Source organism: Kitasatospora sp. Root107 (assembly GCF_001424875.1).
In the GTDB taxonomy this organism is placed as follows: Bacteria; Actinomycetota; Actinomycetes; order Streptomycetales; family Streptomycetaceae; genus Kitasatospora.
The window spans coordinates 234,523-258,402 of record NZ_LMCT01000067.1 but is presented as its reverse complement, the minus strand read 5'-3'; the positions used below and the strand labels follow the sequence as shown (position 1 = coordinate 258,402).

The 23,880-nt window shown below is 71.5% G+C and carries 22 protein-coding genes, 3 tRNA genes and 1 pseudogene; 14 read left to right on the top strand and 12 right to left on the bottom strand.

All coding sequences use genetic code 11. The features are described from left to right. The first annotated feature begins 1 nt into the window (after position 1). Positions 2–442, top strand: coding sequence for an RICIN domain-containing protein (locus tag ASC99_RS32405; protein WP_235502871.1), 441 nt, complete (start codon positions 2–4; stop codon positions 440–442). Between the two features lie 209 nt (positions 443–651). Here the strand turns inward: ASC99_RS32405 and ASC99_RS32400 are convergent, their stop codons facing one another. Continuing rightward, positions 652–1,656 (bottom strand): aldo/keto reductase, encoded by a 1,005-nt coding sequence (locus ASC99_RS32400; protein ID WP_057238794.1) that lies wholly within the window; start codon positions 1,654–1,656, stop codon positions 652–654. Continuing rightward, on the bottom strand, positions 1,614–2,138 hold the full coding sequence (locus ASC99_RS36805) for a MerR family transcriptional regulator (RefSeq protein ID WP_369824373.1): 525 nt from the start codon (positions 2,136–2,138) through the stop codon (positions 1,614–1,616). The genes ASC99_RS32400 and ASC99_RS36805 overlap by 43 nt, the downstream gene beginning before the upstream one ends. Positions 2,139–2,239: 101 nt before the next feature. Between ASC99_RS36805 and ASC99_RS32390 the strand changes: the two genes are divergently transcribed. Both ASC99_RS32390 and ASC99_RS32385 read left to right on the top strand, forming a co-directional pair. After that, positions 2,240–3,070 carry a serine hydrolase gene (locus ASC99_RS32390; RefSeq protein ID WP_057238792.1) on the top strand — a complete coding sequence of 277 codons (831 nt, stop codon included), beginning with the start codon at positions 2,240–2,242 and terminating at the stop codon, positions 3,068–3,070. A 76-nt stretch (positions 3,071–3,146) separates the two neighbouring features. Then, positions 3,147–3,434: a PASTA domain-containing protein gene (locus ASC99_RS32385; protein ID WP_057238790.1), complete on the top strand. Its 288-nt coding sequence runs from the start codon at positions 3,147–3,149 to the stop codon at positions 3,432–3,434. Between the two features lie 22 nt (positions 3,435–3,456). Here the strand turns inward: ASC99_RS32385 and ASC99_RS32380 are convergent, their stop codons facing one another. Next, positions 3,457–4,233: a pirin family protein gene (locus ASC99_RS32380; protein WP_057238788.1), complete on the bottom strand. Its 777-nt coding sequence runs from the start codon at positions 4,231–4,233 to the stop codon at positions 3,457–3,459. Between the two features lie 230 nt (positions 4,234–4,463). On the opposite strand from ASC99_RS32380, the gene ASC99_RS32375 reads away from it, so the two are divergent. The 5 genes from ASC99_RS32375 to fabF all read left to right on the top strand — a co-directional run bounded on the left by ASC99_RS32375 (position 4,464) and on the right by fabF (position 9,417). Then, a complete protein-coding gene (locus ASC99_RS32375; RefSeq protein ID WP_063857264.1) occupies positions 4,464–5,660 on the top strand; it encodes a CdaR family transcriptional regulator in 1,197 nt (398 codons plus the stop codon). Between the two features lie 89 nt (positions 5,661–5,749). Beyond that, complete coding sequence (locus ASC99_RS32370; protein ID WP_057238786.1) at positions 5,750–6,688, top strand: ACP S-malonyltransferase; 939 nt, start codon at positions 5,750–5,752, stop codon at positions 6,686–6,688. Beyond that, positions 6,685–7,716: a beta-ketoacyl-ACP synthase III gene (locus ASC99_RS32365; RefSeq protein ID WP_057238784.1), complete on the top strand. Its 1,032-nt coding sequence runs from the start codon at positions 6,685–6,687 to the stop codon at positions 7,714–7,716. The genes ASC99_RS32370 and ASC99_RS32365 overlap by 4 nt, the downstream gene beginning before the upstream one ends. A gap of 74 nt (positions 7,717–7,790) precedes the next feature. After that, entirely contained in the window at positions 7,791–8,036 is a 246-nt protein-coding gene (locus ASC99_RS32360) for an acyl carrier protein (RefSeq protein WP_057238782.1), read from the top strand. A gap of 115 nt (positions 8,037–8,151) precedes the next feature. Next, a complete protein-coding gene (gene fabF, locus ASC99_RS32355; RefSeq protein ID WP_057238780.1) occupies positions 8,152–9,417 on the top strand; it encodes a beta-ketoacyl-ACP synthase II in 1,266 nt (421 codons plus the stop codon). Between the two features lie 57 nt (positions 9,418–9,474). Here the strand turns inward: fabF and ASC99_RS32350 are convergent, their stop codons facing one another. Together ASC99_RS32350 and ASC99_RS32345 are read right to left on the bottom strand one after the other, a co-directional pair. Next, positions 9,475–9,969: a DUF3145 domain-containing protein gene (locus ASC99_RS32350; RefSeq protein WP_057238779.1), complete on the bottom strand. Its 495-nt coding sequence runs from the start codon at positions 9,967–9,969 to the stop codon at positions 9,475–9,477. 377 nt (positions 9,970–10,346) lie between these two features. Further along, positions 10,347–11,372, bottom strand: coding sequence for an NADP-dependent oxidoreductase (locus ASC99_RS32345; protein WP_057238777.1), 1,026 nt, complete (start codon positions 11,370–11,372; stop codon positions 10,347–10,349). 100 nt (positions 11,373–11,472) lie between these two features. On the opposite strand from ASC99_RS32345, the gene ASC99_RS32340 reads away from it, so the two are divergent. After that, positions 11,473–11,943, top strand: a complete 471-nt coding sequence (locus ASC99_RS32340) for a MarR family winged helix-turn-helix transcriptional regulator (RefSeq protein ID WP_057238775.1) — start codon at positions 11,473–11,475, stop codon at positions 11,941–11,943. 171 nt (positions 11,944–12,114) lie between these two features. Next, positions 12,115–13,569 carry an LCP family protein gene (locus ASC99_RS32335; protein ID WP_082598810.1) on the top strand — a complete coding sequence of 485 codons (1,455 nt, stop codon included), beginning with the start codon at positions 12,115–12,117 and terminating at the stop codon, positions 13,567–13,569. 96 nt (positions 13,570–13,665) lie between these two features. Here ASC99_RS32335 and ASC99_RS32330 read toward each other — a convergent pair whose 3' ends face one another. The 3 genes from ASC99_RS32330 to ASC99_RS32320 form a co-directional block, all read right to left on the bottom strand. Then, positions 13,666–14,547: a 1-aminocyclopropane-1-carboxylate deaminase/D-cysteine desulfhydrase gene (locus ASC99_RS32330; protein WP_057238773.1), complete on the bottom strand. Its 882-nt coding sequence runs from the start codon at positions 14,545–14,547 to the stop codon at positions 13,666–13,668. A 179-nt stretch (positions 14,548–14,726) separates the two neighbouring features. Then, a complete protein-coding gene (locus ASC99_RS32325; protein ID WP_057238771.1) occupies positions 14,727–15,959 on the bottom strand; it encodes a hypothetical protein in 1,233 nt (410 codons plus the stop codon). Between the two features lie 503 nt (positions 15,960–16,462). After that, positions 16,463–16,536: transfer RNA gene (locus ASC99_RS32320), tRNA-Ile, on the bottom strand. Positions 16,537–16,753: 217 nt separating this feature from the next. Between ASC99_RS32320 and ASC99_RS32315 the strand changes: the two genes are divergently transcribed. Together ASC99_RS32315 and ASC99_RS32310 are read left to right on the top strand one after the other, a co-directional pair. Then, complete coding sequence (locus tag ASC99_RS32315; protein WP_235502870.1) at positions 16,754–17,620, top strand: serine protease; 867 nt, start codon at positions 16,754–16,756, stop codon at positions 17,618–17,620. A gap of 71 nt (positions 17,621–17,691) precedes the next feature. Further along, complete coding sequence (locus tag ASC99_RS32310) at positions 17,692–18,441, top strand: serine protease (protein ID WP_057238768.1); 750 nt, start codon at positions 17,692–17,694, stop codon at positions 18,439–18,441. A gap of 90 nt (positions 18,442–18,531) precedes the next feature. Here the strand turns inward: ASC99_RS32310 and ASC99_RS32305 are convergent. After that, positions 18,532–18,604: transfer RNA gene (locus ASC99_RS32305), tRNA-Asn, on the bottom strand. Positions 18,605–18,638: 34 nt separating this feature from the next. Continuing rightward, positions 18,639–18,711 (bottom strand) — tRNA-Asn (locus ASC99_RS32300). A gap of 310 nt (positions 18,712–19,021) precedes the next feature. Between ASC99_RS32300 and ASC99_RS32295 the strand changes: the two genes are divergently transcribed. Continuing rightward, the gene (locus ASC99_RS32295; protein WP_057238766.1) at positions 19,022–19,315 is read left to right on the top strand and encodes a hypothetical protein; all 294 of its coding nucleotides are present in this window, start codon (positions 19,022–19,024) and stop codon (positions 19,313–19,315) included. A gap of 91 nt (positions 19,316–19,406) precedes the next feature. Beyond that, positions 19,407–20,846: an FGGY family carbohydrate kinase gene (locus ASC99_RS32290; RefSeq protein ID WP_057238764.1), complete on the top strand. Its 1,440-nt coding sequence runs from the start codon at positions 19,407–19,409 to the stop codon at positions 20,844–20,846. A gap of 42 nt (positions 20,847–20,888) precedes the next feature. On the opposite strand, the pseudogene ASC99_RS32285 reads toward ASC99_RS32290, so the two are convergent. Continuing rightward, positions 20,889–21,812, bottom strand: a pseudogene (locus ASC99_RS32285) (RNA polymerase sigma factor); the annotation flags it as partial. A gap of 165 nt (positions 21,813–21,977) precedes the next feature. Continuing rightward, the gene (gene dnaG / locus ASC99_RS32280) at positions 21,978–23,879 is read right to left on the bottom strand and encodes a DNA primase (RefSeq protein ID WP_057238762.1); all 1,902 of its coding nucleotides are present in this window, start codon (positions 23,877–23,879) and stop codon (positions 21,978–21,980) included. Position 23,880: the final 1 nt, after the last annotated feature.

Here is a 23,880-nt window from a genome sequence, read left to right as displayed (position 1 = left end):
GGTGACGGTGATTCAGGAGGGGCTGTACCGCCTGCGCAACGTCGGCAGCGGGCAGCTGCTGGCAGTCGCGGGCGACAAGCAGCGCAGCGGCGCCAAGATCCGGCAGAGCCCGGCCGACGGCTCCGCCGGGCAGCTCTGGCGGATCACCGCCGTGCACCCCGGCGGTGGCCTCTACCACCTGGAGAGCGAGGGCAGCGGCAAACGCCTCGACGTCACCGGCGCCCGCACCGACAACGGCGTACCGCTCCAACTCTGGGGCCCGAACGGCTTCGGCGCCCAGGAATGGCTCCTGGAGCAGCACGTCGACACCCCCGGCACCTACAACCTGGTCAGCTTCGTCAGCGGCCTCACCCTCGAGGTCGCCGACGACGACACCGCCCGCCAGTGGGAGGACCTCGACACCCCAGCGCAGTGGTGGCACCTGGAGCCTGCTGCGCCGTAGGCAGGCGCTCAGCTTTTTGCAGGGCCCGAGGTTGCACAATCCAGGGGCTCGGGGCTCTGCTGACTTGCGGCTCCGCCGCATGGGCGAGGAGATCTGGCGTGCGGGTCACGGACGTAAGTGCCTGACCACCCACGGACGGATCACCTGCTCCGAGGTCTGCGTCGCAGTTCCCCGAGCCCCTGACGGCTGAGCCCGGAGCGCCCGCCGGGCTACTCGCGGCCCGCCGAGGTGGAGCTCATGTCGGCGTAGCGGTTGCCGGTGACCTGGGCGGCGATCGGCTCCAGGACGGCGAGTTCGGCCGGGGTGAGGTGCAGGGTGGCTGCGGCCGTGTTCTCGGCCAGGCGGGTGCGCTTGCGGGTGCCCGGGATGGGGACGACGGTGAGGCCGTGCACCTCGGCGCGCTGGTGGACCCAGGCGAGGGCGATCTGGGCTGCGGTGACGCCGCGGTTGGCGGCGATCTTCTGGATCGGGGCGACCAGGGGCGCGTTGGCGGCGGCGTTCGGGCCGCTGAACTGCGGGTGGTAGCGCCGGTAGTCACCCTCCGTCAGCTGCTCGGCGGCGGCGAAGGAACCGGTCAGGAAGCCCCGGCCGAGCGGCGAGTACGGCACGAAGGTGACGCCCAGTTCGGCGGCGGCCGGAACGGCGGTGCGCTCGACGTCCCGGGAGAACAGCGACCACTCGGACTGCAGGGCCGCGATCGGGTGCACCGCGTACGCCTCGCGCAGCTCGTCCCCGGTCACCTCGGAGAGGCCCAACTGCCGCACCTTGCCCGCCTGGACCAGCTCGGCCATCGCGCCGACCGACTCGGCCAGCGGCACGGCCGGGTCGCGCCGGTGCATGTAGTAGAGGTCGATCACGTCGATGCCGAGGCGGCGCAGCGAGGCGTCCACGGCGGTACGGATGTAGGCGGGGTCGTTGCGGACGGCCCGGTAGGTCGGGTCGTCGGCGCGGCGCTCGATGGCGAACTTGGTGGCCAGCACCACCCGGTCGCGGTTGGCCCGGACGAACGGGCCGACCAGCTCTTCGTTGGCACCGGAGCCGTAGATGTCGGCGGTGTCGAACAGCGTGACGCCCGCTTCGAGTGCGGCGTCCAGGGTGGCCAGGGCCTCGGCGGTGTCGGTCGGGCCGTAGAACTCGGACATGCCCATGCAGCCGAGACCCTGGGCTCCGATCAGCTCGCCGCTGCGGCCGAGGGGGACGGTGGGGAGACGCATTCTGTGCTCCTGCCTTCGAGTGCTTCGGAGGATTCGAGGGTTTCGAGGGTGTCGCCGTAGAGGTCGATCTTGTAGTCGAGGACCGCCAGGGTCGCGTGCAGGTCCGCGAGCCTCAGCCGGACCTCCTCGCGGTGGGCCACCAGCAGATCCCGCCGGTCCGCCAGGGTGTGCTCACCCTCCCGGACCAGCTCGACGTAGCGCAGCATGTCCGCGACCGACATCCCGGTCAGTCGCAGCCGGCCGAGGAACTCCAGTCGCCGGACGTCGGCGTCGCTGTACCGGCGCTGCCCCGAGTGCGAGCGGTCGACCGGATCGAGCAGGCCGATCCGCTCGTACCAGCGCAGCGTGTGCGCGCTCAGGCCCGTACTGGCCACCATCTCGCTGATGGTGTGCCGGCCCGAACGGTCGGCGGTCTCGATCGCGACGCCGGAGTGGGCGCCGCAGTTGAGCAGGTTCGGTGCTGCGGTCGTGGTCACGGTGATACCCCCGGTGGAAGTGACGTTCACGAAGCTACTGACTTGGAGCGCACTCTAGGCAAGCCCGGCACTCCGGGGCGACCGGGCGAGTCGTTAGAGTCGGGGCCATGCAGAGCTTGCGGATGATCGAGGACTGGCCGGTGCCCACGGCGGCGGCTGCGGTGGTGCGAGGCAGTGACGGGACGGTGCTGGGTGCGGCCGGGCCGCAGGACCAGCTCTTCCCGCTGGCGTCGGTGACCAAGCCGCTCACCGCGTACGCGGTGCTGGTCGCGGTCGAGGAAGGCGTCTTCGAACTGGACGACCCGGCCGGGCCCGAGGGTTCGACGATCCGTCACCTGCTCGCGCACACCTCCGGTCTTGCCTTCGACGAGCACCGGGTGATGGCCCCGCCCGGTGAGCGGCGGCTCTACTCCAACGCCGGGTTCGACGTGCTGGCGGACGCCCTGACCAAGGCGTCCGGGATCAACTTCGCCCAGTACGCCGAGGAGGCGGTCTTCGCCCCGCTCGGGATGACCTCCACCCTGATCAACACCGCCCACCGGACCCCGGCCGGCGCCGGCGGCCTCTCCACCGTCGCCGACCTGGCCCGGTTCGCCGCCGAGCTCCAGGCCCCCCGGCTGCTCGACCCCTCCACCGTGCACGCCGCCACCCGCGAGGTGGCTTGGCCCGGCCTGGGCGGCGTCCTCCCCGGCTTCGGCCACCGCCGACCGAACGACTGGGGCCTCGGCTTCGAGATCCGCGGCGAGAAGTCCCCGCACTGGACCGGCACCCACAGCTCCCCCGGCACCTTCGGCCACTTCGGCCAGTCCGGCACCTTCCTCTGGGTCGACCCGGCGGCGGGCGTCGCCTGCATCGCGCTCACCGACCGCGACTTCGGGCCGTGGGCCGCAGAGGTCTGGCCGACCTTCACGGACGCGGTCCTCGCCGAGCTCGCGTAGAACATTTTGCAGGGGCGCTCAGTCAAGGGCTTCTCTCCTCCGCGGATCAGCGAGACGCTGGACCCCGGAGGGTGACATGACATGGATCGGCCCCAGCAACTCCCCCAGGGTGACGGTTCCCGACATCGTCGGGCTGCTCCTGCCCCACGCACGTACCGTCGCATCGAACGCGGGCCTGGCACTCGCCACCGGCGACCCGGATGGCCCGCCCGTCGGAGCACTGACCTGGCCAGGAGTCTGGGTGGTCACCGCCCAGCACCCCGCTGCCGGCGCCCGGATGCGTCGCTGGGGCTCCCTGGTGATCGAGTTCAAGGAATTGCCCGGCACGGCGGAAGACCGCGAACCACGCCGTCCCCCGCCCTGACCACCGGGGTGGTGACGAAGAGTCAGCCGTACGCGACGGGCGAGTGCATCTCCCAGAGCAGCAGCTCGACGCCGTCGGCCCCCGCCGTGGGGTCGGCGAAGGCGTCGCCGGTGGCCCGGACGCTGTCGCCCGGGTCCATCGACCGCCCGCCGCCCTGCGGCCCGGGCACCGTCCGGTACCCCAGCGAACCCGCCGTCAGATGCACGTAGCGGAACGGCGCTTCGGGCAGCGAAGGGAGCGGCTCCCAGGGCCCGGCCGTGACCAGCCAGAGCGCCGCGTCGCTGCGCCGCAGCCGCAGCGCCTCCGAGGAGACGTCCCGCTCCAGCCCGGAGGCGAGCAGCGTCAGGCCCTCCGCCGCCCGCTCGACCCGCCGCAAGCCATAGGCCGGCGGTGCGTCGAAGGTGTCCGGCTGCAGCCACATCTGGACGAAGCGGACCGGCTCCGCCGCGCCGCCGACGTTGCGTTCGGTGTGGGTGATCCCCGAGCCCGCGCTCTGCCACTGCACCATGCCGGGCCGGACCACGCCCGCGTGCCCGTGGCCGTCCCGGTGGGCGAGGGCGCCGGACAGCACCCAGGTGAGGATCTCGGTGTCCCGGTGCTTGTGTTCGTCGTAGCCGGCGCCGGGGGCGAGGGTCTCCTCGTTGACCGCCAGCAGCGCGCCGAAGTGGACGTTCTTCGGGTCGTAGTGGCCGGAGAAGGAGAACGCGTGCCGGGTGTCGATGCCCTCGGCCGGGGTGGATCGGTAGCGTTCGGAGGCCCGGCGCAGGTCGGCGCGGGCGCGGGTGGCGGCTTCGGTCACGGGGCCACCGTAATGCCAAAGCGCAGCGGCTTCGGGGAGGCCGCAGCGGGGTCGGTGTGACGTGGGCCACCGGTCCGATCGGCGGGGGCGGGTACGAGCTGCGCCGTACGTGAGGCAGTCTTGTCCCTGTGCCATCCGCTTCAGCGAGTTCCGACAAGAAGACCGCGGCCGAGCAGGCCACCGCGGCTGCCAAGCAGCCCGAGCAGCCGAAGCCCCGGCGGGGCAGTCGGCTGACCGCGCAGGAGCGCAGGCTGGCCACCGAGCGGGCCGAGCTGCGGGCTGCCACGCTCAAGCGCCTGGAGAAGTCCTCGGGCAAGCTGGCCACCGCCGCGATCACCCGGATGGACGACCAACTGGGCTGGTACCGGCGGATGCCGCCGGAGCACCGGTCCTGGATCGGTCTGGTCGCCCAGGCCGGTATCGCCGCGTTCACCGAGTGGTACCGGCACCCGGACGCCCCGCAGGCGATCTCCACCGACGTGTTCGGCACCGCCCCGCGCGAGCTGACCAGAGCCATCACGCTCCGGCAGACCGTGGAGCTGATCCGCACCACGATCGAGGTGATGGAGGAGGCCATCGACGAGGTGGCCGCGCCCGGCGACGAGGCGGGCATGCGCGAGTCGGTGCTGGTCTACGCCCGGGAGATCGCCTTCGCCACCGCGCAGGTGTACGCCCAGGCGGCCGAGGCGCGCGGCGCCTGGGACGCCCGGCTGGAGGCGCTGGTGGTCAACTCGCTGCTCTCCGGTGACGCGGACGAGGGCGTGCTGTCCCGGGCGGCCGCGCTCGGCTGGGGCCAGCCGAGCCAGGTCCGGGTGGTGATGGGCAGTGCCCCGGACGGCGACAGCGAGCTGGTGGTGGAGGCGATCCGACGGGCCGCCAGATACGCCAAGCTGCACGTGCTGACCGGGGTGCTGGGCAAGCGTCTGGTGGTGGTGGTCGGCGGCGACAAGGAGCCGGTGCACGCCGCCCGGGCGCTGATCGGACAGTTCGCGCCAGGACCGGTGGTGGTCGGCCCGACCGTCGGCGACCTGCTCTCGGCGACCAGGTCCGCGCATGCGGCGGCGGCCGGGCTGAAGGCCTGTGCGGCCTGGCCGGACGCCCCGCGCCCGGTGCTGGCGGACGATCTGCTGCCCGAGCGGGCGCTGGCCGGGGACCAGGCGGCCCGGCAGCAGTTGGTGGAGGAGATCTACACACCGCTGGACGAGGCCGGGTCGGCACTCCTGGAGACGTTGAGTGTCTATCTGGAGCAGGCCTCCTCGCTGGAGGGCGCCGCTCGGATGCTCTTCGTTCACCCAAACACCGTGCGCTACCGGCTTCGACGTGTGACCGACGTCACCGGCTATGCTCCGTCCGACGTGCGTTCGGCCTTCACACTGCGGATCGCGCTGGCCCTGGGCCGACTCGGCTCGGCCACCACTCATGACTGACACGCTGTAGGGATTCCACAATCCGGCGTGCTTTTCTTCGTTACCGTCGCCTACCCGCCCTCGGGTGCCTGGCGAGAGAGGGTTGAACCGTGCTCGTAATCGTCGCCCCTGGACAGGGTGCCCAGACCCCCGGATTCCTCAACGCCTGGCTTGAGCTGGACGGCGCCGCCGACCGGTTGAAGGCCTGGTCCGACGTGGCCGGTCTCGACCTGGTCCGGTACGGGACCGAGGGCTCCGAGGAGGAGATCAAGGACACCGCCGTCGCCCAGCCGCTGCTGGTCGCTGCGGGCCTGCTCACCGCCACCGAGCTGTTCGGCGCTCCCACCGGAGGCCCGTTCGCCGCGGTCGCCGGCCACAGCGTCGGTGAGATCACCGCCGCCGTGCTGGCCGGAGTGCTCAGCGTCGAGGAGGCGCTGGTCTTCGTCCGCGAACGCAGCCTGGCGATGGCCGAGGCAGCCGCCGTGACGGCCACCGGGATGACCGCCCTGCTGGGCGGCGACCCCGAGATCGTCGCCGCGAAGCTGGCCGAGCACGGCCTGACCGCGGCCAACAACAACGGCGGCGGCCAGCTGGTCGCGGCCGGCACGCTGGACCAGCTGGCGGCCCTGAAGGCCGACCCGCCGGCCGGGTCCCGGGTGATCGCGCTCAAGGTGGCCGGCGCCTTCCACACCGAGCACATGGCTCCGGGCGTGGAGCGACTGGCCAAGCTGGCGCCGACCCTGACGGTCCATGACCCGAAGGTCGGGTACCTGTCCAACAAGGACGGTGAGGTCGTACAGTCCGGTACCGAGGTGCTGGACCGCCTGGTCTCCCAGGTCTCCAACCCGGTCCGCTGGGACCTCTGCATGGAGACCCTGCAGCAGCTCGGTGCCACCGCCGTCATCGAGCTCTCCCCGGCCGGCACCCTCACCAACCTGGTCAAGCGCAACGTCAAGGGTGTCGCGACGCTGGCCCTCAAGACCCCGGCCGACCTCGACAAGGCGCGTGCCCTGATCGAGGAGCACGGCGGGCAGGAGCAGGACGCATGACATCACCTCAGATCCAGTCGTCCACCGGTGCCGCGTTCGCGCGCATCCACGGTGTCGGCGGCTACCGCCCCGTTCGGGTGATCCCCAACTCCGAGGTCCTGAACTGGATCGAGTCCTCGGACGAGTGGATCCGCTCCCGCAGCGGGATCACCGAGCGCCGCTGGGCCGGCCCGGAGGAGAGCGTCGCCGAGATGTCGGTGCAGGCCGCCGGCAAGGCGATCGCGCAGGCCGGCATCGGCCCGGAGCAGATCGGCGGCGTGATCGTGGCCACCGTCTCGCACCTCAAGCAGACCCCGGCGATCGCCACCGAGATCGCCCAGCGGCTCGGCTGCGGCACCGCCCCGGCCTTCGACATCTCCGCCGCCTGCGCGGGCTTCGGCTACGGCCTGAGCCTGGCCGACGGCATGGTGCGCGGCGGCAGCGCCGAGTACGTGCTGGTGATCGGCGTCGAGCGGCTCAGCGACCTGACCGACACCTCGGACCGGTCGACCGCGTTCATCTTCGGTGACGGCGCGGGTGCGGCCATCGTCGGCCCGTCCGACACGCCCGGCATCGGCAAGGTGATCTGGGGTTCGGACGGCGCGCAGAAGGACGTCATCTCGCAGACCCAGGCCTGGGACACCGCCTTCGCCAAGGCGGACGCGGTCAACGGGACGGGCGAGGAGGTCAAGTGGCCGGCCCTGCGGATGGAGGGCCAGTCGGTCTTCCGCTGGGCGGTCTGGGAGATGGCCAAGGTGGCCCAGCAGGCGCTGGACGCCGCCGGGATCACCGCGGACCAGCTCGGTGCGTTCATTCCGCACCAGGCCAACATGCGGATCACCGACGCCATGATCAAGGCGCTCAAGCTGCCCGCCACGGTCCCGGTCGCCCGCGACATCGCCGAGACCGGCAACACCTCCGCGGCCTCCATCCCGCTGGCCATGGAACGCATGCTGGAGAGCGGCGAGGCCCGCAGTGGCGACCTCGCGTTGATCATCGGCTTCGGGGCGGGTCTCGTGTACGCCGCGGCAGTCGTTACTCTCCCCTAGGCGTCTACGCCCCATCACAAACCTGCGACGGCCCGCCGGGTGGTCGCTGTCAACACCGAAGAGGAGCAGCCAGTATGGCTACCAAGGACGAGGTTCTGACCGGTCTTGCCGACATCGTCAACGAGATCGCCGGCATCCCGGTCGAGGACGTCGAGGTCGACAAGTCCTTCACTGACGACCTGGACGTCGACTCGCTCTCCATGGTCGAGGTCGTCGTGGCCGCCGAGGAGAAGTTCGACGTGAAGATCCCGGACGACGAGGTCAAGAACCTCAAGACCGTCGGCGACGCCGTGAACTACATCCTCGCGAACGCCGCCTGATCCACGGTCGGTTCGAAACTGACCGCCCGGGCGGCCGGAGTGCACACCCCGGCCGCCCGGTCACCCCTCCCCCGGCATCGCCGCCACCTGCCACACGTGAGAGAAGAAGAAACCAGTGACCGCTGAAAACCGCACCGTGGTCGTCACGGGTATCGGCGCCTTCACGCCGCTGGGCGGCGACGCCGCCTCGTTCTGGGAGGGCCTGATGGAAGGCCGTTCCGGCGTGGCAGTCCTGACCGAGGAGTGGGCCGCCGACCTGCCCGTCCGGATCGCCGCGCGCACCGCCGTCGAACCGGGCGACGTCCTGCCCCGCCCGCTGGCCCGCAAGCTGGACCGCTCGGCGCAGTTCGCGCTGATCGCGGCCCGCGAGGCCTGGGCCGACGCGGGCTTCGAGACCCCCGCCACCGACGAGTCCTCCAAGCTCGCCCCCGAGCGCCTGGGCGCCGTCATCGCCTCCGGCATCGGCGGCGTGACCACCCTGCTCGACCAGTACGACGTACTGAAGGAGAAGGGCGTCCGCAAGGTCTCCCCGCACACCGTCCCGATGCTGATGCCCAACTCCCCGGCGGCCAACGTCGGCCTGGAGGTCGGCGCCCGCGCTGGTGTGCACACCCCCGTCTCCGCCTGTGCCTCCGGCGCCGAGGCGATCGGCTACGCGATCGAGATGATCCGTACCGGCCGCGCCGACGTCGTGGTGGCCGGCGGCACCGAGGCGGCGATCCACCCGCTGCCGATCGTCGCCTTCTCCAACATGATGGCGATGTCCAAGAACAACGAGAACCCGCAGCAGGCCTCCCGCCCGTACGACAAGGCCCGCGACGGCTTCGTGCTCGGCGAGGGCGCGGGCGTGGTCGTGCTGGAGTCGGCCGAGCACGCCGCCGCACGTGGCGCCCGGGTCTACTGCGAGGCGGTCGGCCAGGGTCTCTCCTCGGACGCCCACCACATCGCCCAGCCCGAGCCGACCGGCTCCGGGGTGGCCCGCGCGATCGCTCAGCTCTTCGAGCAGAACGACCTCGACAAGGCCGACATCGTGCACGTCAACGCGCACGCCACGTCCACCCCGCAGGGTGACCTCGCCGAGATCAAGGCGCTCCGCAAGGAGCTCGGCGAGCACCTCGACCACGTCGCCGTCTCGGCCACCAAGTCGATGACCGGCCACCTGCTCGGCGGCGCCGGCGGCATCGAGACCGTCGCCACCGTGCTCGCCCTGCACCACCGGCTGGCCCCGCCGACCGTCAACCTGGACGACCCGGACCCGGAGATCGAGGCCGACATCGTCCAGGGCGAGCCGCGCAAGCTGCCCGAGGGCCGGATCGCCGCGCTGAACAACTCGTTCGGTTTCGGCGGCCACAACGTGGTGCTGGCCTTCCGCACCATCTGACCGTCCGACACCTCGGAAGCCCGGTACGCGAGTCCGCGTACCGGGCTTCCGACGCACTCAGACCACCTGGTGCAGCCAGCGCACCGGGGCGCCCTCGCCCGCGTAGCGGAACGGCTCCAACTCGTCGTCCCAGGGCTTGCCGAGCAGCCGGGACAGGTCCGCCTCCAGGTCGGTGCCCTCGTTCCTGGCCCGGAGCAGCACGGCCCGCAGCCGGTCCTCGGGGATCAGGATGTCGCCGTGGATGCCGGTGACGGCGTGGAAGATGCCGAGCGCGGGGGTGGAGCTGTAGCGCTCGCCCTCGGTGCTCGTGGTGGGCTCGCTGGTGACCTCGAAGCGGATCAACTGCCAGCCGCGCAGGGCGGATGCCAGCCGCGAGGCGATGCCGGACTCCCCCTGCCAGGAGAGCTCGGCCCGCCAGTGACCGGGCGCGGCCGGCTGGCGGATCCAGTCGAGACTGATCCGCACGCCGAGCACGCCCGCCACCGCCCACTCGACGTGCGGGCACAGCGCGCGGGGCGCGGAGTGGATGTACAGGACTCCACGTGTCGTCACCGGGACCTCCAGGCTGTGGACGAGGGTCGCCTTCCCCAGCTGCCTCGTGCCCGTTGCCGGTTGCGCCGCTTCTGTCGTGATTCGGTACTGCCCCCGTGCTGCCCAACTTATTCGACATATAGGTAATTAAGTTGAGCAAAACGGACAAGCTTTCATCCAATGCTAGCCCGATCCACCCCGAGGTCTACCCCTCGTCGGGATCTCTCCCCCGAACGGCCCCATCCCGGACGGTTCCACCGTAGCGCCCTGCCGGGGACGCCGCATGACGGTCCGTCGGATCGGGGCCGCACGTCGGCCCACACGCGCCCGTACCCAAACCGCCCCCGCCCGGGAGGGCGGGGGCGGTGCACAACGGCCGGGCGTCGCGCGGGCGTTCGTCAGTGGGTCAGCCGGACCACCATCTTGCCGGTGTTGGCCCCGCCGAGCAGGCCGATGAAGGCGTCGACGGTGTTCTCCACACCGTCCACCACGGTCTCGTCGTAGCGCAGGTCCCCGCTGGTCAGCCAGCCGGCCATGTCGGCGATGAACTGACCCTTGAGTGCGGTGTGGTCGTTGACCAGCATGCCCTGCAGGCGCAGCCGCTTGCCGATCGCCAGCGCCAGGTTGCGCGGGCCTGACGGGGCGGTGGTGTCGTTGTACTGCGCGATGGCGCCGCACAGGGTGGCCCGGCCGTGCACGTTGAGCGCACCGATCGCGGCCTCCAGGTGGTCGCCGCCGACGTTGTCGAAGTAGACGTCGATGCCGTCCGGGGCGGCGGCCGCGAGCTGCTCGCGGACCGGGGCGTCCTTGTAGTTGAAGGCGGCGTCGAAGCCGTAACCGTCCACCAGGGTGGCCACCTTCGCCGCCGAACCGGCCGAGCCGATCACCCGCTTCGCGCCCTTGAGCCTGGCGATCTGGCCGACCAGCGAACCGACCGCACCGGCCGCGCCGGAGACGAAGACGGTGTCGCCCTGCTGGAAGCTCGCCACCTCCAGCAGGCCCGCGTACGCGGTCAGGCCGGGCATCCCGAGCACGCCCAGGTAGTAGGAGAGCGGGGCGAGTTCGGCGTCCACCTTCACCGCGTGCTTGGCGTCCAGGGTGGCGTACTCGCGCCAGCCGAGCCCGTGCAGCACCGCGTCGCCGACCTGGAAGCCCTCGGCCTCGGAGGCCACCACGTAGCCGACCGCGCCGCCGTCCATGGTCTTCCCGAGCTGGAACGGCGGGACGTACGACTTCACGTCGTTCATCCGGCCACGCATGTAGGGGTCGACCGAGAGGTACTCGTTGCGGACCAGGATCTGACCCGGGCCCGGCTGCCGGACCGGTGCCTCGACCAGTGCGAAGTCGGTCGGCTGCGGCCAGCCGTCCGGGCGGGCGGCCAGCTGCCACTCGCGGCCGGTGGTGGGCGTCGCCTGCTCTGCCATGGCGGTACTCCTCGTCGTTCCGAGCCTGAAAGGTTGACCTACTGAAGCAATCGTGGACATGAAAGGTTCACCTTGTCAAATATTCAGCTAGACTGGTGTCATGGAGACGAAGCCCACCCAGGAAGCCACCGCGCCCACCGACGCGATCACCCGCGAGGTCGTCGACCTCATGGCCGGCCTGGTCGCGCTCTTCCATCGTGAGTACGAGGAGGCCGCCGCCGCCCGTTCGCTCACCGGCGCCCAGGCCAAGGTGCTCGCCCTGCTCCGGCGCGGTCCGATGCCGATGCGGCACATCGCCCAGACCCTGAGCTGCGAGCCGTCCAACATCACCGGCATCGTGGACCGCCTGGAGGGCCGCGGCTTCGTGACCAGGGAGGCCGACCCGCAGGACCGCCGGGTCAAGCTGGTGGCCGCCACCGACTCCGGCGGCGCCGCCTCCGAGGAGCTCCGCGAGTCGCTCAACTTCGCCCGCGAGCCGCTCGCCGCGCTCGACGACCGGGAGCGCACCCAGCTCCGCGACCTGCTCCGCCGGATTCTGGAGCACGCGGGCGAGGACGACCCCCGGGCCTGACCCTGGCCGTCGCACAGGGGGCGATGCGACTCGTACAGATCTTCCGGGTTAGATTGCGCATTCGTGTAACCGACCGCCGCGCCGAACCGTCTTAGAGGTGAGGGCCCCGACCAGGCCCCGCAACCCGACGGTGCCCGCCGAGCGGCCGCAGCAGAGAGTGCCTGAGACCTCATGAGCGACCCGAAGATCCGGCCTGCCTCCCGCCGAAAGCGGCTGGCCAAGTTCGCCGGCGCGACGGCCGCTGTCCTGGTGCTGGCCACCGCGGGCACCGGGGCCTGGTACTACCACCGTCTCGACGGCAACCTCACCACCTTCGACGCCGACGGCATCGCCACCAGCCGTCCCCCGGCCCCCACCCCCAGCAAGGTGGGTGGCGGGCTGCCGGTCAACGTCCTGCTGCTCGGTTCGGACACCCGCAACGACGGCAACGACAACCTCGGCGGCGGCGACGAGGGCGTCGGGCACTCCGACACCGCGATCCTGCTGCACGTCTACGGCGACCGCAGGCACGCCGTCGCGGTCTCGATACCCCGCGACACCCTGGTCACCATCCCGCCCTGCAAGCAGGCCGACGGCAAGTGGACCACCCCGCGCGCCAACCAGATGTTCAACTCCGCCTTCACCATCGGCGGCTCCGAGCAGGGCAACCCCGCCTGCTCGCAGAACACCGTGGAGGCCCTCACCGGCCTGTGGATCGACCACACCATCGTGGTCGACTTCAAGGGCTTCGCCGCGATGACCGAGGCGGTCAAGGGAGTCGACGTCTGCGTGCCGAACGCCGTCGACTCCTACGGCATACACCTGGAGAAGGGCCGGCAGACCCTCGCCGGGCAGCTCGCCCTGGACTACGTCCGGGCCAGGCACGGCTTCGGCGACGGCTCCGACATCGGCCGGATCAAGCGCCAGCAGGCCTTCCTCTCCTCGCTCATCAAGAAGGTCCAGGCCCAGGGCTTCAACCTGACCACCCTGCTCCCGCTGGCCGACGCCGCGAGCAGGTCGCTCACCGTCGACCCCGGCCTCGGCACCCCGATGAAGCTGGTCGACTTCGCCCAGTCGCTCCAGGACATCAAGCTCGCCGACATCGAGTTCGTCACCGTCCCCTGGCGCTACCAGGGCGACCGGGTCGCCCTGGTCCACCCCGACGTCGACCAGCTCTGGAACCTGCTCCGCCAGGACCGCACCCTTGACGGTCAGTCAACCGGCCTGGTCACCACGGCCCCGTCGGAGACCCCCTCGATACCCGCCGTCACCACCCCCGTGGTGCTGCTCAACGCCACCCGGGCCCCGGACCTGGCCGCCCGGACCGCCGAGACCCTCAAGGCCCAGGGCTACACCGACGTCACCGTCGGCCCCACCCCCACCAGCACCCGCAAGGCCACCCAGATCGGCTACCCGCCCGCCCAGCTCGACGCCGCCGAGGCGCTGGCCCGCTACTTCCCCACCGCCGAGCTGCACCCCGACCGCACGGCCACCGGCCTCACCGTCACCCTCGGCCGCGACCTGTCTCCCACCACCCCCACCAGCACCCCGGCCCCGACCCCCACGGGCACCGGCGTCCCGACCGGGATAACCGACAACACCCGCACGGCCGACGCTGACCTCTGCTCCAACCTGACCTTCGGGTGAGCCCCTTCGGGGGACGGCTGGAACGGATGTCCGGTGATCAAGCGTCAGCGAACCCCGCCACTCGTGCTGCTCTCCTCGGACGCCGGGCCGCAGGCCTCAGGTCGGGTCGGGGAGGCCGGTGATGACGACGGTGACGCGGGTGCCCGGGGTCAACTGGTGGGTGACTGCGGCGTGGTGGACGGCCTGGAGGGTTTTGGCGACATAGCGACGTTCCAGGGCGAGACCGTGGCGCTGCTCGAACTCCTCGGCGAAGGCGGTGAGTTCGGGGGTGAGGCGGCCGTAGCCGCCGCCGTGGTGGGTGTGGACGATCGACCAGTTGGTGAACTGGCGGGCGCAGGTGGCCTGGTGGAGGTCGGCGACCTCGCGTTCCAGGTAGCCCTCGCCGCGGAGGACCGCGACACCGAGCGCGCGGGCCCCATGCGGGAGACCGGCGGCGATACCGGCCAGCGTGCCGCCGGTGCCGACCGGGCAGGCCAGCAGGTCGGCCGGGCCGAGGTCGGGGATCTCGGCGGGGATGGCGGCGGCCCCCTCGACCGCCAGCGGGTTGGAGCCCCCTTCGGGGAGGACCAGCCAGCCGGGCGCCGGGGGCTGGTGATCCGTCAGAAGGGCGCGGTAGTCGGCCCGGGAGACGAACCGTAGCTCCATCCCGTACCCCTCGGCCGCCCGCAACGACCAGTTGCGCGGGGCTGCGGCGAGCTCGTCCCCCCGTACCACCCCGATGCTCGGCAGCCCGAGCGCCTGCGCCGCAGCCGCCACCGCCCGCAGGTGCGTGGAGTACGCCCCGCCGAAGGTGAGCAGCCCCCGGGCACTGGTCTCCACCGCGTACGCCAGGTTGGGTGCGAGCTTGCGCCACTTGTTGCCCGGGACCGTTGGGTGCGCCAGGTCGTCCCGCTTGAGCTGCAGCTCCACCCCGGCCCGCGCGAAGTCGGGGTCGTCGAGCACCTGCAGGGGCGTCGGCAGGTCGGCGGGCAACAGCATCCGCCCAGCATAGGCACCCCGGTCCGGGCGGTTGATCGCGGATGAACAGCTGCTGCCCGGAGCGGGAACCGGCGCTGCTCCGAGCCCGGCAGCGGCCCGGATGGCGGCTGACTGCCACTCAGGCGGGGTTCGTCGGCGGAATTCCCCTCGGGTTCACCCGCTGACGGCCACCGCGACGGCTACTTCCCGTCGGCGGATTCGGCGGGCTCGGCGGGCTCGGTCGGCTCGCCGTTCCGGCCGGTCGCGGCCAGCAGTGCCAGCACCGCGAGCACGGCGAGGAGGATGAGGACCAGCAGCAGGACGGTCAGCACCGTCGGGTAGCTCCACAGCGCGAGTACGAGTGCGAGCACCAGCAGCACGCCCAGGGTGAGCCACTGGCGGTACTTGGCCGTCCAGGTCCCGACCGGTCCGGTGTGCACCCCATGGGCACCGCCCCAGCGCGCGGCGGAGTCGGCAGTGTGCTCGGCCACGCCGCGAACGGCGCGGGGCAGGCGGCCGGGCCCGGACAGGTACGCGCCGATCGCCACCACCACCCCCAGCACCAGCACCGTACGGATGGTGATCCGCAGGAAGCGCAGCAGTGTGTCGAAGATCGCCGCTGCCGCCTCCGGAGACTGCACCTGCGCGGGCAGGTGGTCGAGGTAGTAGCGACGGACGAGGACCAGGCCGATCGCGAAAACCAGGCAGGCGCCGGCCGCGCCGAGAGCGGTGGTCACCAACGCCCGGCGGCGTCGGCGGGCGAGCAGTACCCCGACCGCCCCGAGCAGCACCGTGAACACGGGCAGCCAGTTGCCGATGACGTCCAGGGCGTGTGCCAGGCTCCTGATCTTGTCCAGCTTGTCGGACTGGAAGAGCACCAGCTGCTTGTTCACCTCGGGGATCTTCGCGGCCGGTGCGAGCCCCGCGTCCACCAGGTCCTGCTTGACCGTCTCCACAGCGGTGCCGACGTCGAGCGTGACGGTGCCGCCGCTGACCTCGACCGCGCCACGGCCATGGCCGGTGAGCACGTGCACGACCGCGTTGTGCGCGGCGCGGTTGCCCTCCGTCCAGATGGTCTCGAACCTGTCGCTCTGGACGAAGCGGGTGGCCGCCTTGTCGACCGCGCTGTCGACGGCCTCGTCCAGCTTCGGGCCCAGCGCCTTGATCCCTGCCACCGCCCGGGGTGGCAGCCCCTGGGACTGCAGCCAGGCCGCGACGTCCGAGGTGACCTCGTTTCCGTTCACCCTGACGTCGACGGCCTGCGTGATGCGCTTGACGGCGGCGGCCTCGATCGCGGGATCCGTCGCCAGCGGCGCCACCGTCGAGACGTACCGGTCGGTGTCCAGGACGATGTCGTGCACCCAGACGGTGATCAGGGAGACCGGTACGAGGATGCAGGTGAGCGTGATCAGCACTGCCGAGACGGTGCTCATGGCGATCCGCCCGGCACGCGAGGCCCCCGTCCGATGCGGAGGCGAAGGGACGGGGGCGGGTGCGCCACCGGGCGGTTCCGACCCAGGCGGCGCGGGCGGCGTACTCATGGCGCTCCAAGAGGACAGGCGCGGCCGGACTGCCGCTACCCTCCATTGGCACGCACCGTCACCGTTGCCGCACCCGGGGCTACGCCTCCCGGGTCCGGTCGCCGCTCTCGACCCAGGCGCGGAGGCACGTTCTGGGGTGGCACGGCCTCGGGCTCGGGATCGCGACCACGTCGATCGCGATGATCAGCAGCGACCAGAGCGGACTGATGGTCCGTCAGCAGGGCCCGGTAGTCGGCGCGGGCAGGTCGGCGGGAAGCAGCATCCCTGCGGAATATCGGCGCTTCCCCCAAGGGGGTGAAGTCTGCTGCGGGGCCCTTGGATGTGCGAGGGGATGCTCTAGAGTTCTCGCAGGTTAAGGGTGAGGTAAAGGCTGGACTGCCGCACAGCTGAATAGGTGGGGCGGGTGGGACTCGAACCCACGACCAAGGGATTATGAGTCCCCTGCTCTAACCGGCTGAGCTACCGCCCCGGTTCGCCGTGCCTTCGGCCGCAAAGGGCCGGAGCAGCAGCAGACGGCCCATCAGGGCCGTCCTCCGCAGCATAGCCGGTCGGTCCGTCATGGTGCTCGCCGGGGGCGCATCCGAGTACGCGGGCCGTGCGCTCCCCGTCCGGGTGAGCTGCGGTGGGCTCCGGGCGCGTGGCCGCCGAAGACTGGAGGCTCGTGGGTCCGGTCGCAAGGGGCGGTGGTGGCAGTGCGCAGCAGGTGGGCGGCCGGTGTGGTGATCCTGGGGCTTGCGGCGGCGGGGTGCGGGTCGGGGGCGGCGCCGGAGAGTACGCCGAGCAGTAGCAGCGCCCTCCCGACCGGCACCGGCCTGAGCAGCGCGAGTGCGGCCGCCGCCGCGAACGGGTGGAGCAAGGACCGGATCAAGGCCGCCATCGCCAAGCACGCGGGCACCACCCGCACCGCCAAGCCGACCCCGCTGAACGCCCTGGTCGGCGCGGTGTTCACGCACAACTCGGACGGCGACCACTTCTGCACCGCCAGCGTGGTCGACAGCGCCGGGCAGAACCTGATCGTCACGGCGGCGCACTGCGTCTTCGACCCGATCGCGGGTCAGCGCAGCGATCTGGTCTTCGTGCCCGGCTACCGCGAGGGGGACACCCCCAGCGGGGTGTGGCCGCTGGCCTCGGTCACGGTCGACCAGAGCTGGATGGACGACGGCAACCAGGACATGGACGTGGCCTTCGCGATCGTCAAGCCGCAGAACGGCCAACAGGTGCAGCAGGTGCTCGGCGCCAACCGACTGGGCGTCAACAAGGGGTACCAGCTGCCGGTGAAGGTGACGGGGTATCCGAGCAGCGGCGAGGTGCCGATCACCTGCGGCAACAAGACCACCGAGCAGAGCCCGACCCAGCTGCGGATCGACTGCCCGGACTACACCGGCGGCACCAGCGGCAGCCCCTGGGTGACCGACTTCGACCCGACCACGAAGACCGGCACGGTGGTCGGCGTGATCGGCGGCTACCAGGAGGGCGGGGACACCCCCGACATCTCGTACAGCAGCTACTTCGGCGACCAGGTGCAGACGCTGTACAACCGCGCGACGGGGTAGGGCTGGCGCTCCGGCGGCCCGGGCTGGTAGATCTTGCCGGCAGGCACTCCCGGCAGCTGAGGACGGACGGCATGACACGCGTACGGCGGCACGGCGCGGCGCTCGGACTGGTCCTGGCACTGGCGGGCTGCGCGCAGGGCACCAGCGGCACCACCACCGCACCGGTCGCGGACGACATGCCGTCCGCCCGGCCCGCCCCGCAGAGCCGGACCGGGGACCGGATCGGCATGCTGTTCATCGGAGACGAGGACGGCCCCCGGGCCTGCACCGCGAGTGTGGTGGACAGCCCGCGGCGGAATCTGCTGGTGACCGCCGCGCACTGTGTGCGCCCGACGTTCGGCCGACTGGACAAGCTGGTGTTCGCGCCCGGCTATCGCAACGGGCAGCTTCCGTACGGGAGTTGGCAGGTGGACCAGGTGGTGGTCGACCAGGGGTGGACCGACCGGGCGGACCCGGAGTACGACGTGGCGTTCCTCACCGTGGCGCCGATCGGCGGGCTGGAGATCGCGGACGTGCTGGGCGGGTTCCGGCTCGGTACGGACCAGGGGTTCGGGCTGCCGGTGTCGGTCACCGGCTACCCGCACGAGGCCGAGGAGCCGATCACCTGCAGCAACCGGACCACCGAGCAGAGCACCACCCAGGAGCGTTTCGACTGCCACGGCTACACCAACGGCACCAGCGGCAGCCCCTGGCTGACCGGGGCCGGTGAGGTGGTCGGCGTGATCGGCGGCTACCAGGAGGGCGGGGACACCGACCGGACCTCGTACAGCATCACCTTCGACCACCGGGTCAGTGAGCTCTACCGCCGCGCCACCGCCTGAGCGCGGTCGGCGGCCCCGGGAAAACACGAAGGCCCTTCGGCGATCCGAAGGGCCTTCGCTCTACGCAACTCACCTCAACTACCGGTGAAGCTCCCCCAATTGGACTCGAACCAATAACCTGCCGATTAACAGTCGGCTGCTCTGCCAATTGAGCTATGGGGGAATGCACGTGTCGGACGGGCCTGGGCCCTTCCGCGCTCCCGCAATTGGACTCGAACCAATAACCTGCCGATTAACAGTCGGCTGCTCTGCCAATTGAGCTATGCGGGACCGAGCTTGCGTCCTGGTCCGGATCGGTGATCCGGGCTTCGGCGCTCGCTGCGGGTCATACATTAGCGCACTCAGGGGGGTGGTCCGCCAATCGCTTTCGCCGGGGCCGTCCGGGAGTGACCGGGAGCACGGCCGGTCGGGCTCCCCCGGCGCGCCCGGAGGGCGACCCGGGCGCGCGGCGGGGATGCTGGAGCCTGGCGGGCCCGGGTGCCTCGGGCCCGCCTTCTGCCGGGCGGTTCGCAGCCGGGCCGGACGGGTAGGGCACGCAGGGCAACGCGGCAGGGTCCGCAAGGAAGGGTGGAGACCGAGCATGTGGAAGCTGACGTTCGTCGTGGGGGTCGGGGTCGGTTACGTCCTGGGCGCCAAGGCAGGCCGCAAGCGCTACGAGCAGATCGCCGGGGCGGCCCGGCAGGTGGCGCAGAACCCCAAGGTGCAGGACGTGGCCGGCAAGGCCAGGCAGCAGGCCGGAGTGGTGGCCGGGAAGGCGGCCGGCGCGGTGGCGGGCAAGGTCGGTGACCGGCTGCCGAACGCGCTCACCGACCGGGTCCCGTACTTCAGCACCCGGGGCGCGGAGGACGACAGCTGGGGTACGTACCGCCCGTAGGACCTCGGGAGTACGGGCTTCCGGGCAGAGTGTGGGCAACACTTCGCCCGGTCGGCTCCGTCCGGGCGCCGAGCTGAGGCATGATCTCGACATGGCCATCGTCGCGGGCATCGACAGCTCCACCACTCGCACCCGGATCGTCGCGTGCGACGCCGAGACCGGCGCCGTGCTGCGGGACGGCCGGGCGCCGCACCCGACGCCCGAGGGCGGTGATCCCCGGGCCACCGAGGTCGACCCCCAGCTCTGGCTGCACTCGCTCGGCGAGGCGGCCACCGGCGGCCTGCTGGAGGGCGTCCGGGCGATCGGGGTGTCCGCCCAGCAGCACGGGCTGATCGGGCTGGACGCGGGCGGCGTGCTGGTCCGTCCGGCGCTGCTGTGGAACGACCCGAGGTCGGCCGGGGCCGCCGCGCAGCTGATCGACGCGCTGGGCGGCCCCGAGCCGTGGGTGCGGGCGATCGGCTCGGTGCCCGCCCCGACCTACACGGTGGCCAAGCTGCGCTGGCTGGCCGAGTTCGAACCGACCTCGGCCAAGCGGATCGCCGAGGTGCTGCTGCCGCACGACTGGCTGGTCTGGCAGTTGCTCGGCCACCCCAAGCGCCGCACCACCGACCGGGGCGACGCCTCCGGCACCGGGTACTGGTCGCCGCTCACCGGTGAGTACCGGCAGGACCTGATCGAGCTGGCCCTCGGCCACGAGCTCCAGGTGCCCGACGTGCTGGGCCCGGCCGAGCCCGCCGGACACACCCCCGAGGGCCTGCTGATCTCGGCCGGCACCGGCGACAACATGGCCGCCGCGCTCGGCCTCGGGCTCGGCCCCGGCGACGCGGTGGTCTCGCTCGGCGGCAACGGCACCATCTTCGCGGTGCACGACCAGGCCGTGGTGGACGTCACCGGCGCGGTCTCCTCGTTCGCCGACGCGACCGGCCGCCACCTGCCGATGGTCGGCACCCTGAACGCCGCCCAGGTGCTCCGCTCGATGGCCGGGCTGCTCGGCACCGACCTGGCCGGGCTCAGCGAGCTGGCCCTGCAGTCCTCCCCCGGCGCGTACGGGCTGGTGCTGCTGCCGTACCTGGACGGCGAGCGGACGCCCCAGCTCCCGCACGCCGCAGGCACCCTGACGGGCCTTCGGGCCGAGTCGATGACGCCGCAGCACCTGGCCAGGGCTGCCGTGGAGGGCATGCTCTGCAACGTCGCGGACGCGGTGGACGTGCTGCGCGACAACGGCGTGACGGTCCGTCGGATCTTCCTGCTCGGCGCGGTCGGACGGCTGCCCGCGGTCCGGGAGGCCGCACCGCTGATCTTCGGCGTGCCCGTGGTGATACCGCCTGCCGGGGACCACGCCGCCCGGGGCGCCGCCCGGCAGGCCGCCTGGGCGCTGGCCGGTACGGCGGAGCCGCCGCACTGGGAGCTGCCGGAGGCGGTCACCCTGGCCGCCGAGCGGGACAGCGACCTGGCGGTCGGCAGCTCGGTCCGGCAGCAGTACCGGACCGTCCGGGACCAGGTGCACCCGGAGCTGGCCTCCTCCGACTGAGGTCAGCCCCTCCTTCTTCCACCCCCCAACCGACGGAGGGGCTCAGTCGAGGTAGGCCCGCAGCTGGTCGGTGAAGGAGTGTGCGCGCAGGCGGCTCAGGGTCTTGGCCTCGATCTGCCGGATGCGTTCGCGGGTGACGCCGAACAGGTGGCCGATCTCCTCCAGCGTGCGCGGGTGTCCGTCGTCCAACCCGTAACGGAGCTGCACGACTTGGCGCTCGCGCTCACCGAGGGTGGCCAGCACCGCGTCCAGGTGTTCGCGGAGCAGCAGGAAGGCGGCCGTCTCCACCGGCGAGGCGGCGTCGGCGTCCTCGATCAGGTCGCCGAGCGCGACCTCGTCCTCCTCGCCGACCGGGGTGTGCAGCGAGACCGGCTCCTGGGCCAGCCGGAGCACCTCCAGCACCCTGGTCTCCGACAGTTCGAGCACCGCCCCGACCTCGGCGGGGCTGGGCTCGGCGCCGCGCTCCTGCAGCAGCGTGCGCTGCACCCGGATCACCCGGTTGATCAACTCGACCACGTGCACCGGGACCCGGATCGTCCTGGCCTGGTCCGCGAGCGCCCGGCTCATCGCCTGCCTGATCCACCAGGTGGCGTACGTGGAGAACTTGTAGCCGCGCGCGTAGTCGAACTTCTCCACCGCCCGGATCAGCCCGACGTTGCCTTCCTGGACCAGGTCGAGCAGGGTCAGGCCGCGACCGACGTAGCGCTTGGCGACCGAGACCACCAGGCGGAGATTGGCTTCGATCAGGCGGCGTTTGGCCCGTCGGCCGAGCTGCACCAGGTGCTCCAACTCCCGCTTCAGCGGCTCGTCCTGGCCCTGCCGGGCGAGCGCCTGTTCGGCGAACAGGCCGGCCTCGATCTGCCGGGCCAGCTCCACCTCCTCGACGGCGGTGAGCAGGCGGATCCGGCCGATCTCGCGCAGGTACTGCCGGAGCAGGTCGGCCGCCGGCCCGGACGAGTCGGTGAACTCCGGCCCCACGAGGGCCGGTTGTGCAGCGGAAAGGTCCACAGGGGCATCCCTCTCTCAGCCGACGCGCAGCTCGTGGAGGAACCGCGCCACAGCAAGGGGGATACCCGCATAGGCAGGTGATCAGCCATCCACGGTCAGGGGTTGCCTGGCCGAGCAGTTGCCTCAGAGACCTGCGGAGCCTCGGGTGCGGAGGGTCTGGGTGTACTGCTGGAGCGCCCAGAGTTCACCCTGGACGGCGGTGAGTTGCTCCGGGGTGCCGCGGTTGCCGAGGCGCTGGAGTTGGGCGCGGACCTCGGCGATCCGGCGGTCGACGGCCTGGAGGCGGAGCTTGACCAGGAACTCGCCCGCGTAGACGGCGTCGGGGGCCCGCCGGGTGCGGATCGGTTCGACGGTCAACTCGGTGACCAGGGAACGGACCTGGTCGTCGGGGCAGGCCTCCCGGACCACCGAGGTGAAGTCCGGCAGGGTGGCCCCGTACGCGGCGCCGCCGGCCTGCCGGATGGCCCGGCGGACGGCGGTGTACGGCGGGGTGGGGAACTCCTCGTCACCGTAGTTGTCGAAGGCGGGGCTGACCAGGTCGGGGTGCTGGAGGGCGAGTTTGAGCAGCTCGCGCTCGACGAACTGGGCCGGGTCCTTGGGGTCCAGGCGGAACATCGGGCGGACCGTCGCCGTCGGCTCGGGGGTGCCGGGGCGGCGTGGTTGCTGACGCTGCTGCGGGGGGTTGTCGCGCTGCCAGCGGGCCAGTTGGGAGATCCGGCGGACCACGAACTGCTCGTCCAGGATGCCGAGCAGACCGGCCAGCTGGACGGCGTACTCGTGCTGGATCGAGCGGTCCTTGATCTTCGTGATGATCTTCGACGCCTCCTCCAGCGCCGCCGCCCGGCCCTCGGCGGTGTCCACCCGGTGCCGCTCGACGGCCGAGCGGAGGGCGAACTCGAAGAGCGGGACGGGGTTCTCGATCAGTTCACGGACCGCATCGTCGCCCTTGGCGAGCCGCAGCTCGCACGGGTCCATCCCGCCCGGGGTGATCGCGATCGAGGTACGGGCAGCAAACTTCTGGTCGTCCTCGAAGGCCCGCAGGGCGGCCTTCTGCCCGGCGGCGTCGCCGTCGAAGGTGAAGACCGTCTCGCCGCGGTACTGAGAGGTGTCCATCAGCAGCCGACGGATGATCTTGATGTGGTCCTCGCCGAAGGAGGTGCCACAGGTGGCCACCGCGCTGGTGACGCCCGCCAGGTGACAGGCCATCACATCGGTGTAGCCCTCGACCACCACCGCCCGGCCGGACTTGGCGATCTCCTTCTTGGCCAGGTCGAGGCCGTACAGCACGTTGGACTTCTTGTAGATCGGCGTCTCGGGGGTGTTCAGGTACTTCGGCCCGTTGTCGTCCTCGCGCAGCCGGCGGGCGCCGAAGCCGATCACCTCGCCGGTGGTGTCCCGGATCGGCCAGACCAGCCGGCCCCGGAAGCGGTCGATCAGGCCGCCGCGCTGGCCCTGCGAGGCCAGGCCGCCGAGCAGGATCTCCTTGTCCGAGAAGCCCTTGCCGCGCAGGTAGCGGACCAGGTGCTCCCAGCCCACCGGGGCGTAGCCGACCCCGAAGTGCTTGGCCGCATCGGCGTCGAAGCCGCGCTCGGCCAGGAAATTGCGGCCGATCTCGGCCTCGGGCGTCTCGAGCTGCTCCTGGTACCAGTCGGCGGCCACCTTGTGGGCCTCGACCAGCCTGGTCCGCTCGCCCTTCTGGTGCCGGGGCGAGTAGCCGCCCTCCTCGTACCGCAGGGTGATGCCCGCCTGGGCGGCCATCCGTTCCACGGCCTCGGCGAAGGAGAAGTGCTCGATCTTCATCAGGAAGGTGATCGAGTCGCCGCTCTCACCGCAGCCGAAGCAGTGGAAGACACCCTTGCTGGGGTGCACGTAGAACGAGGCGGACTTCTCGTCGTGGAACGGGCAGACGCCCTTGAGCTGGATCCCGCCCCCGTTGGTCAGCTGGACGTAGTCGTTGACGACAGCGTCGATCGGCAGTGCGTTACGCACCGCTTGTACATCTTCGTCCCTGATCCGCCCGGCCACC

What these genes read in the sequence shown, in the direction of transcription:
- ASC99_RS32400 (WP_057238794.1), bottom strand. Translation starts at nt 1,656, where the DNA reads ATGCGTCTCCCCACCGTCCCCCTCGGCCGCAGCGGCGAGCTGATCGGA.
- ASC99_RS32390 (WP_057238792.1), top strand. Translation starts at nt 2,240, where the DNA reads ATGCAGAGCTTGCGGATGATCGAGGACTGGCCGGTGCCCACGGCGGCG.
- ASC99_RS32385 (WP_057238790.1), top strand. Translation starts at nt 3,147, where the DNA reads ATGACATGGATCGGCCCCAGCAACTCCCCCAGGGTGACGGTTCCCGAC.
- ASC99_RS32365 (WP_057238784.1), top strand. Translation starts at nt 6,685, where the DNA reads ATGACATCACCTCAGATCCAGTCGTCCACCGGTGCCGCGTTCGCGCGC.
- ASC99_RS32360 (WP_057238782.1), top strand. Translation starts at nt 7,791, where the DNA reads ATGGCTACCAAGGACGAGGTTCTGACCGGTCTTGCCGACATCGTCAAC.
- ASC99_RS32345 (WP_057238777.1), bottom strand. Translation starts at nt 11,372, where the DNA reads ATGGCAGAGCAGGCGACGCCCACCACCGGCCGCGAGTGGCAGCTGGCC.
- ASC99_RS32340 (WP_057238775.1), top strand. Translation starts at nt 11,473, where the DNA reads ATGGAGACGAAGCCCACCCAGGAAGCCACCGCGCCCACCGACGCGATC.
- ASC99_RS32335 (WP_082598810.1), top strand. Translation starts at nt 12,115, where the DNA reads ATGAGCGACCCGAAGATCCGGCCTGCCTCCCGCCGAAAGCGGCTGGCC.
- ASC99_RS32330 (WP_057238773.1), bottom strand. Translation starts at nt 14,547, where the DNA reads ATGCTGTTGCCCGCCGACCTGCCGACGCCCCTGCAGGTGCTCGACGAC.
- ASC99_RS32325 (WP_057238771.1), bottom strand. Translation starts at nt 15,959, where the DNA reads ATGAGCACCGTCTCGGCAGTGCTGATCACGCTCACCTGCATCCTCGTA.
- ASC99_RS32310 (WP_057238768.1), top strand. Translation starts at nt 17,692, where the DNA reads ATGACACGCGTACGGCGGCACGGCGCGGCGCTCGGACTGGTCCTGGCA.
- ASC99_RS32295 (WP_057238766.1), top strand. Translation starts at nt 19,022, where the DNA reads ATGTGGAAGCTGACGTTCGTCGTGGGGGTCGGGGTCGGTTACGTCCTG.
- ASC99_RS32290 (WP_057238764.1), top strand. Translation starts at nt 19,407, where the DNA reads ATGGCCATCGTCGCGGGCATCGACAGCTCCACCACTCGCACCCGGATC.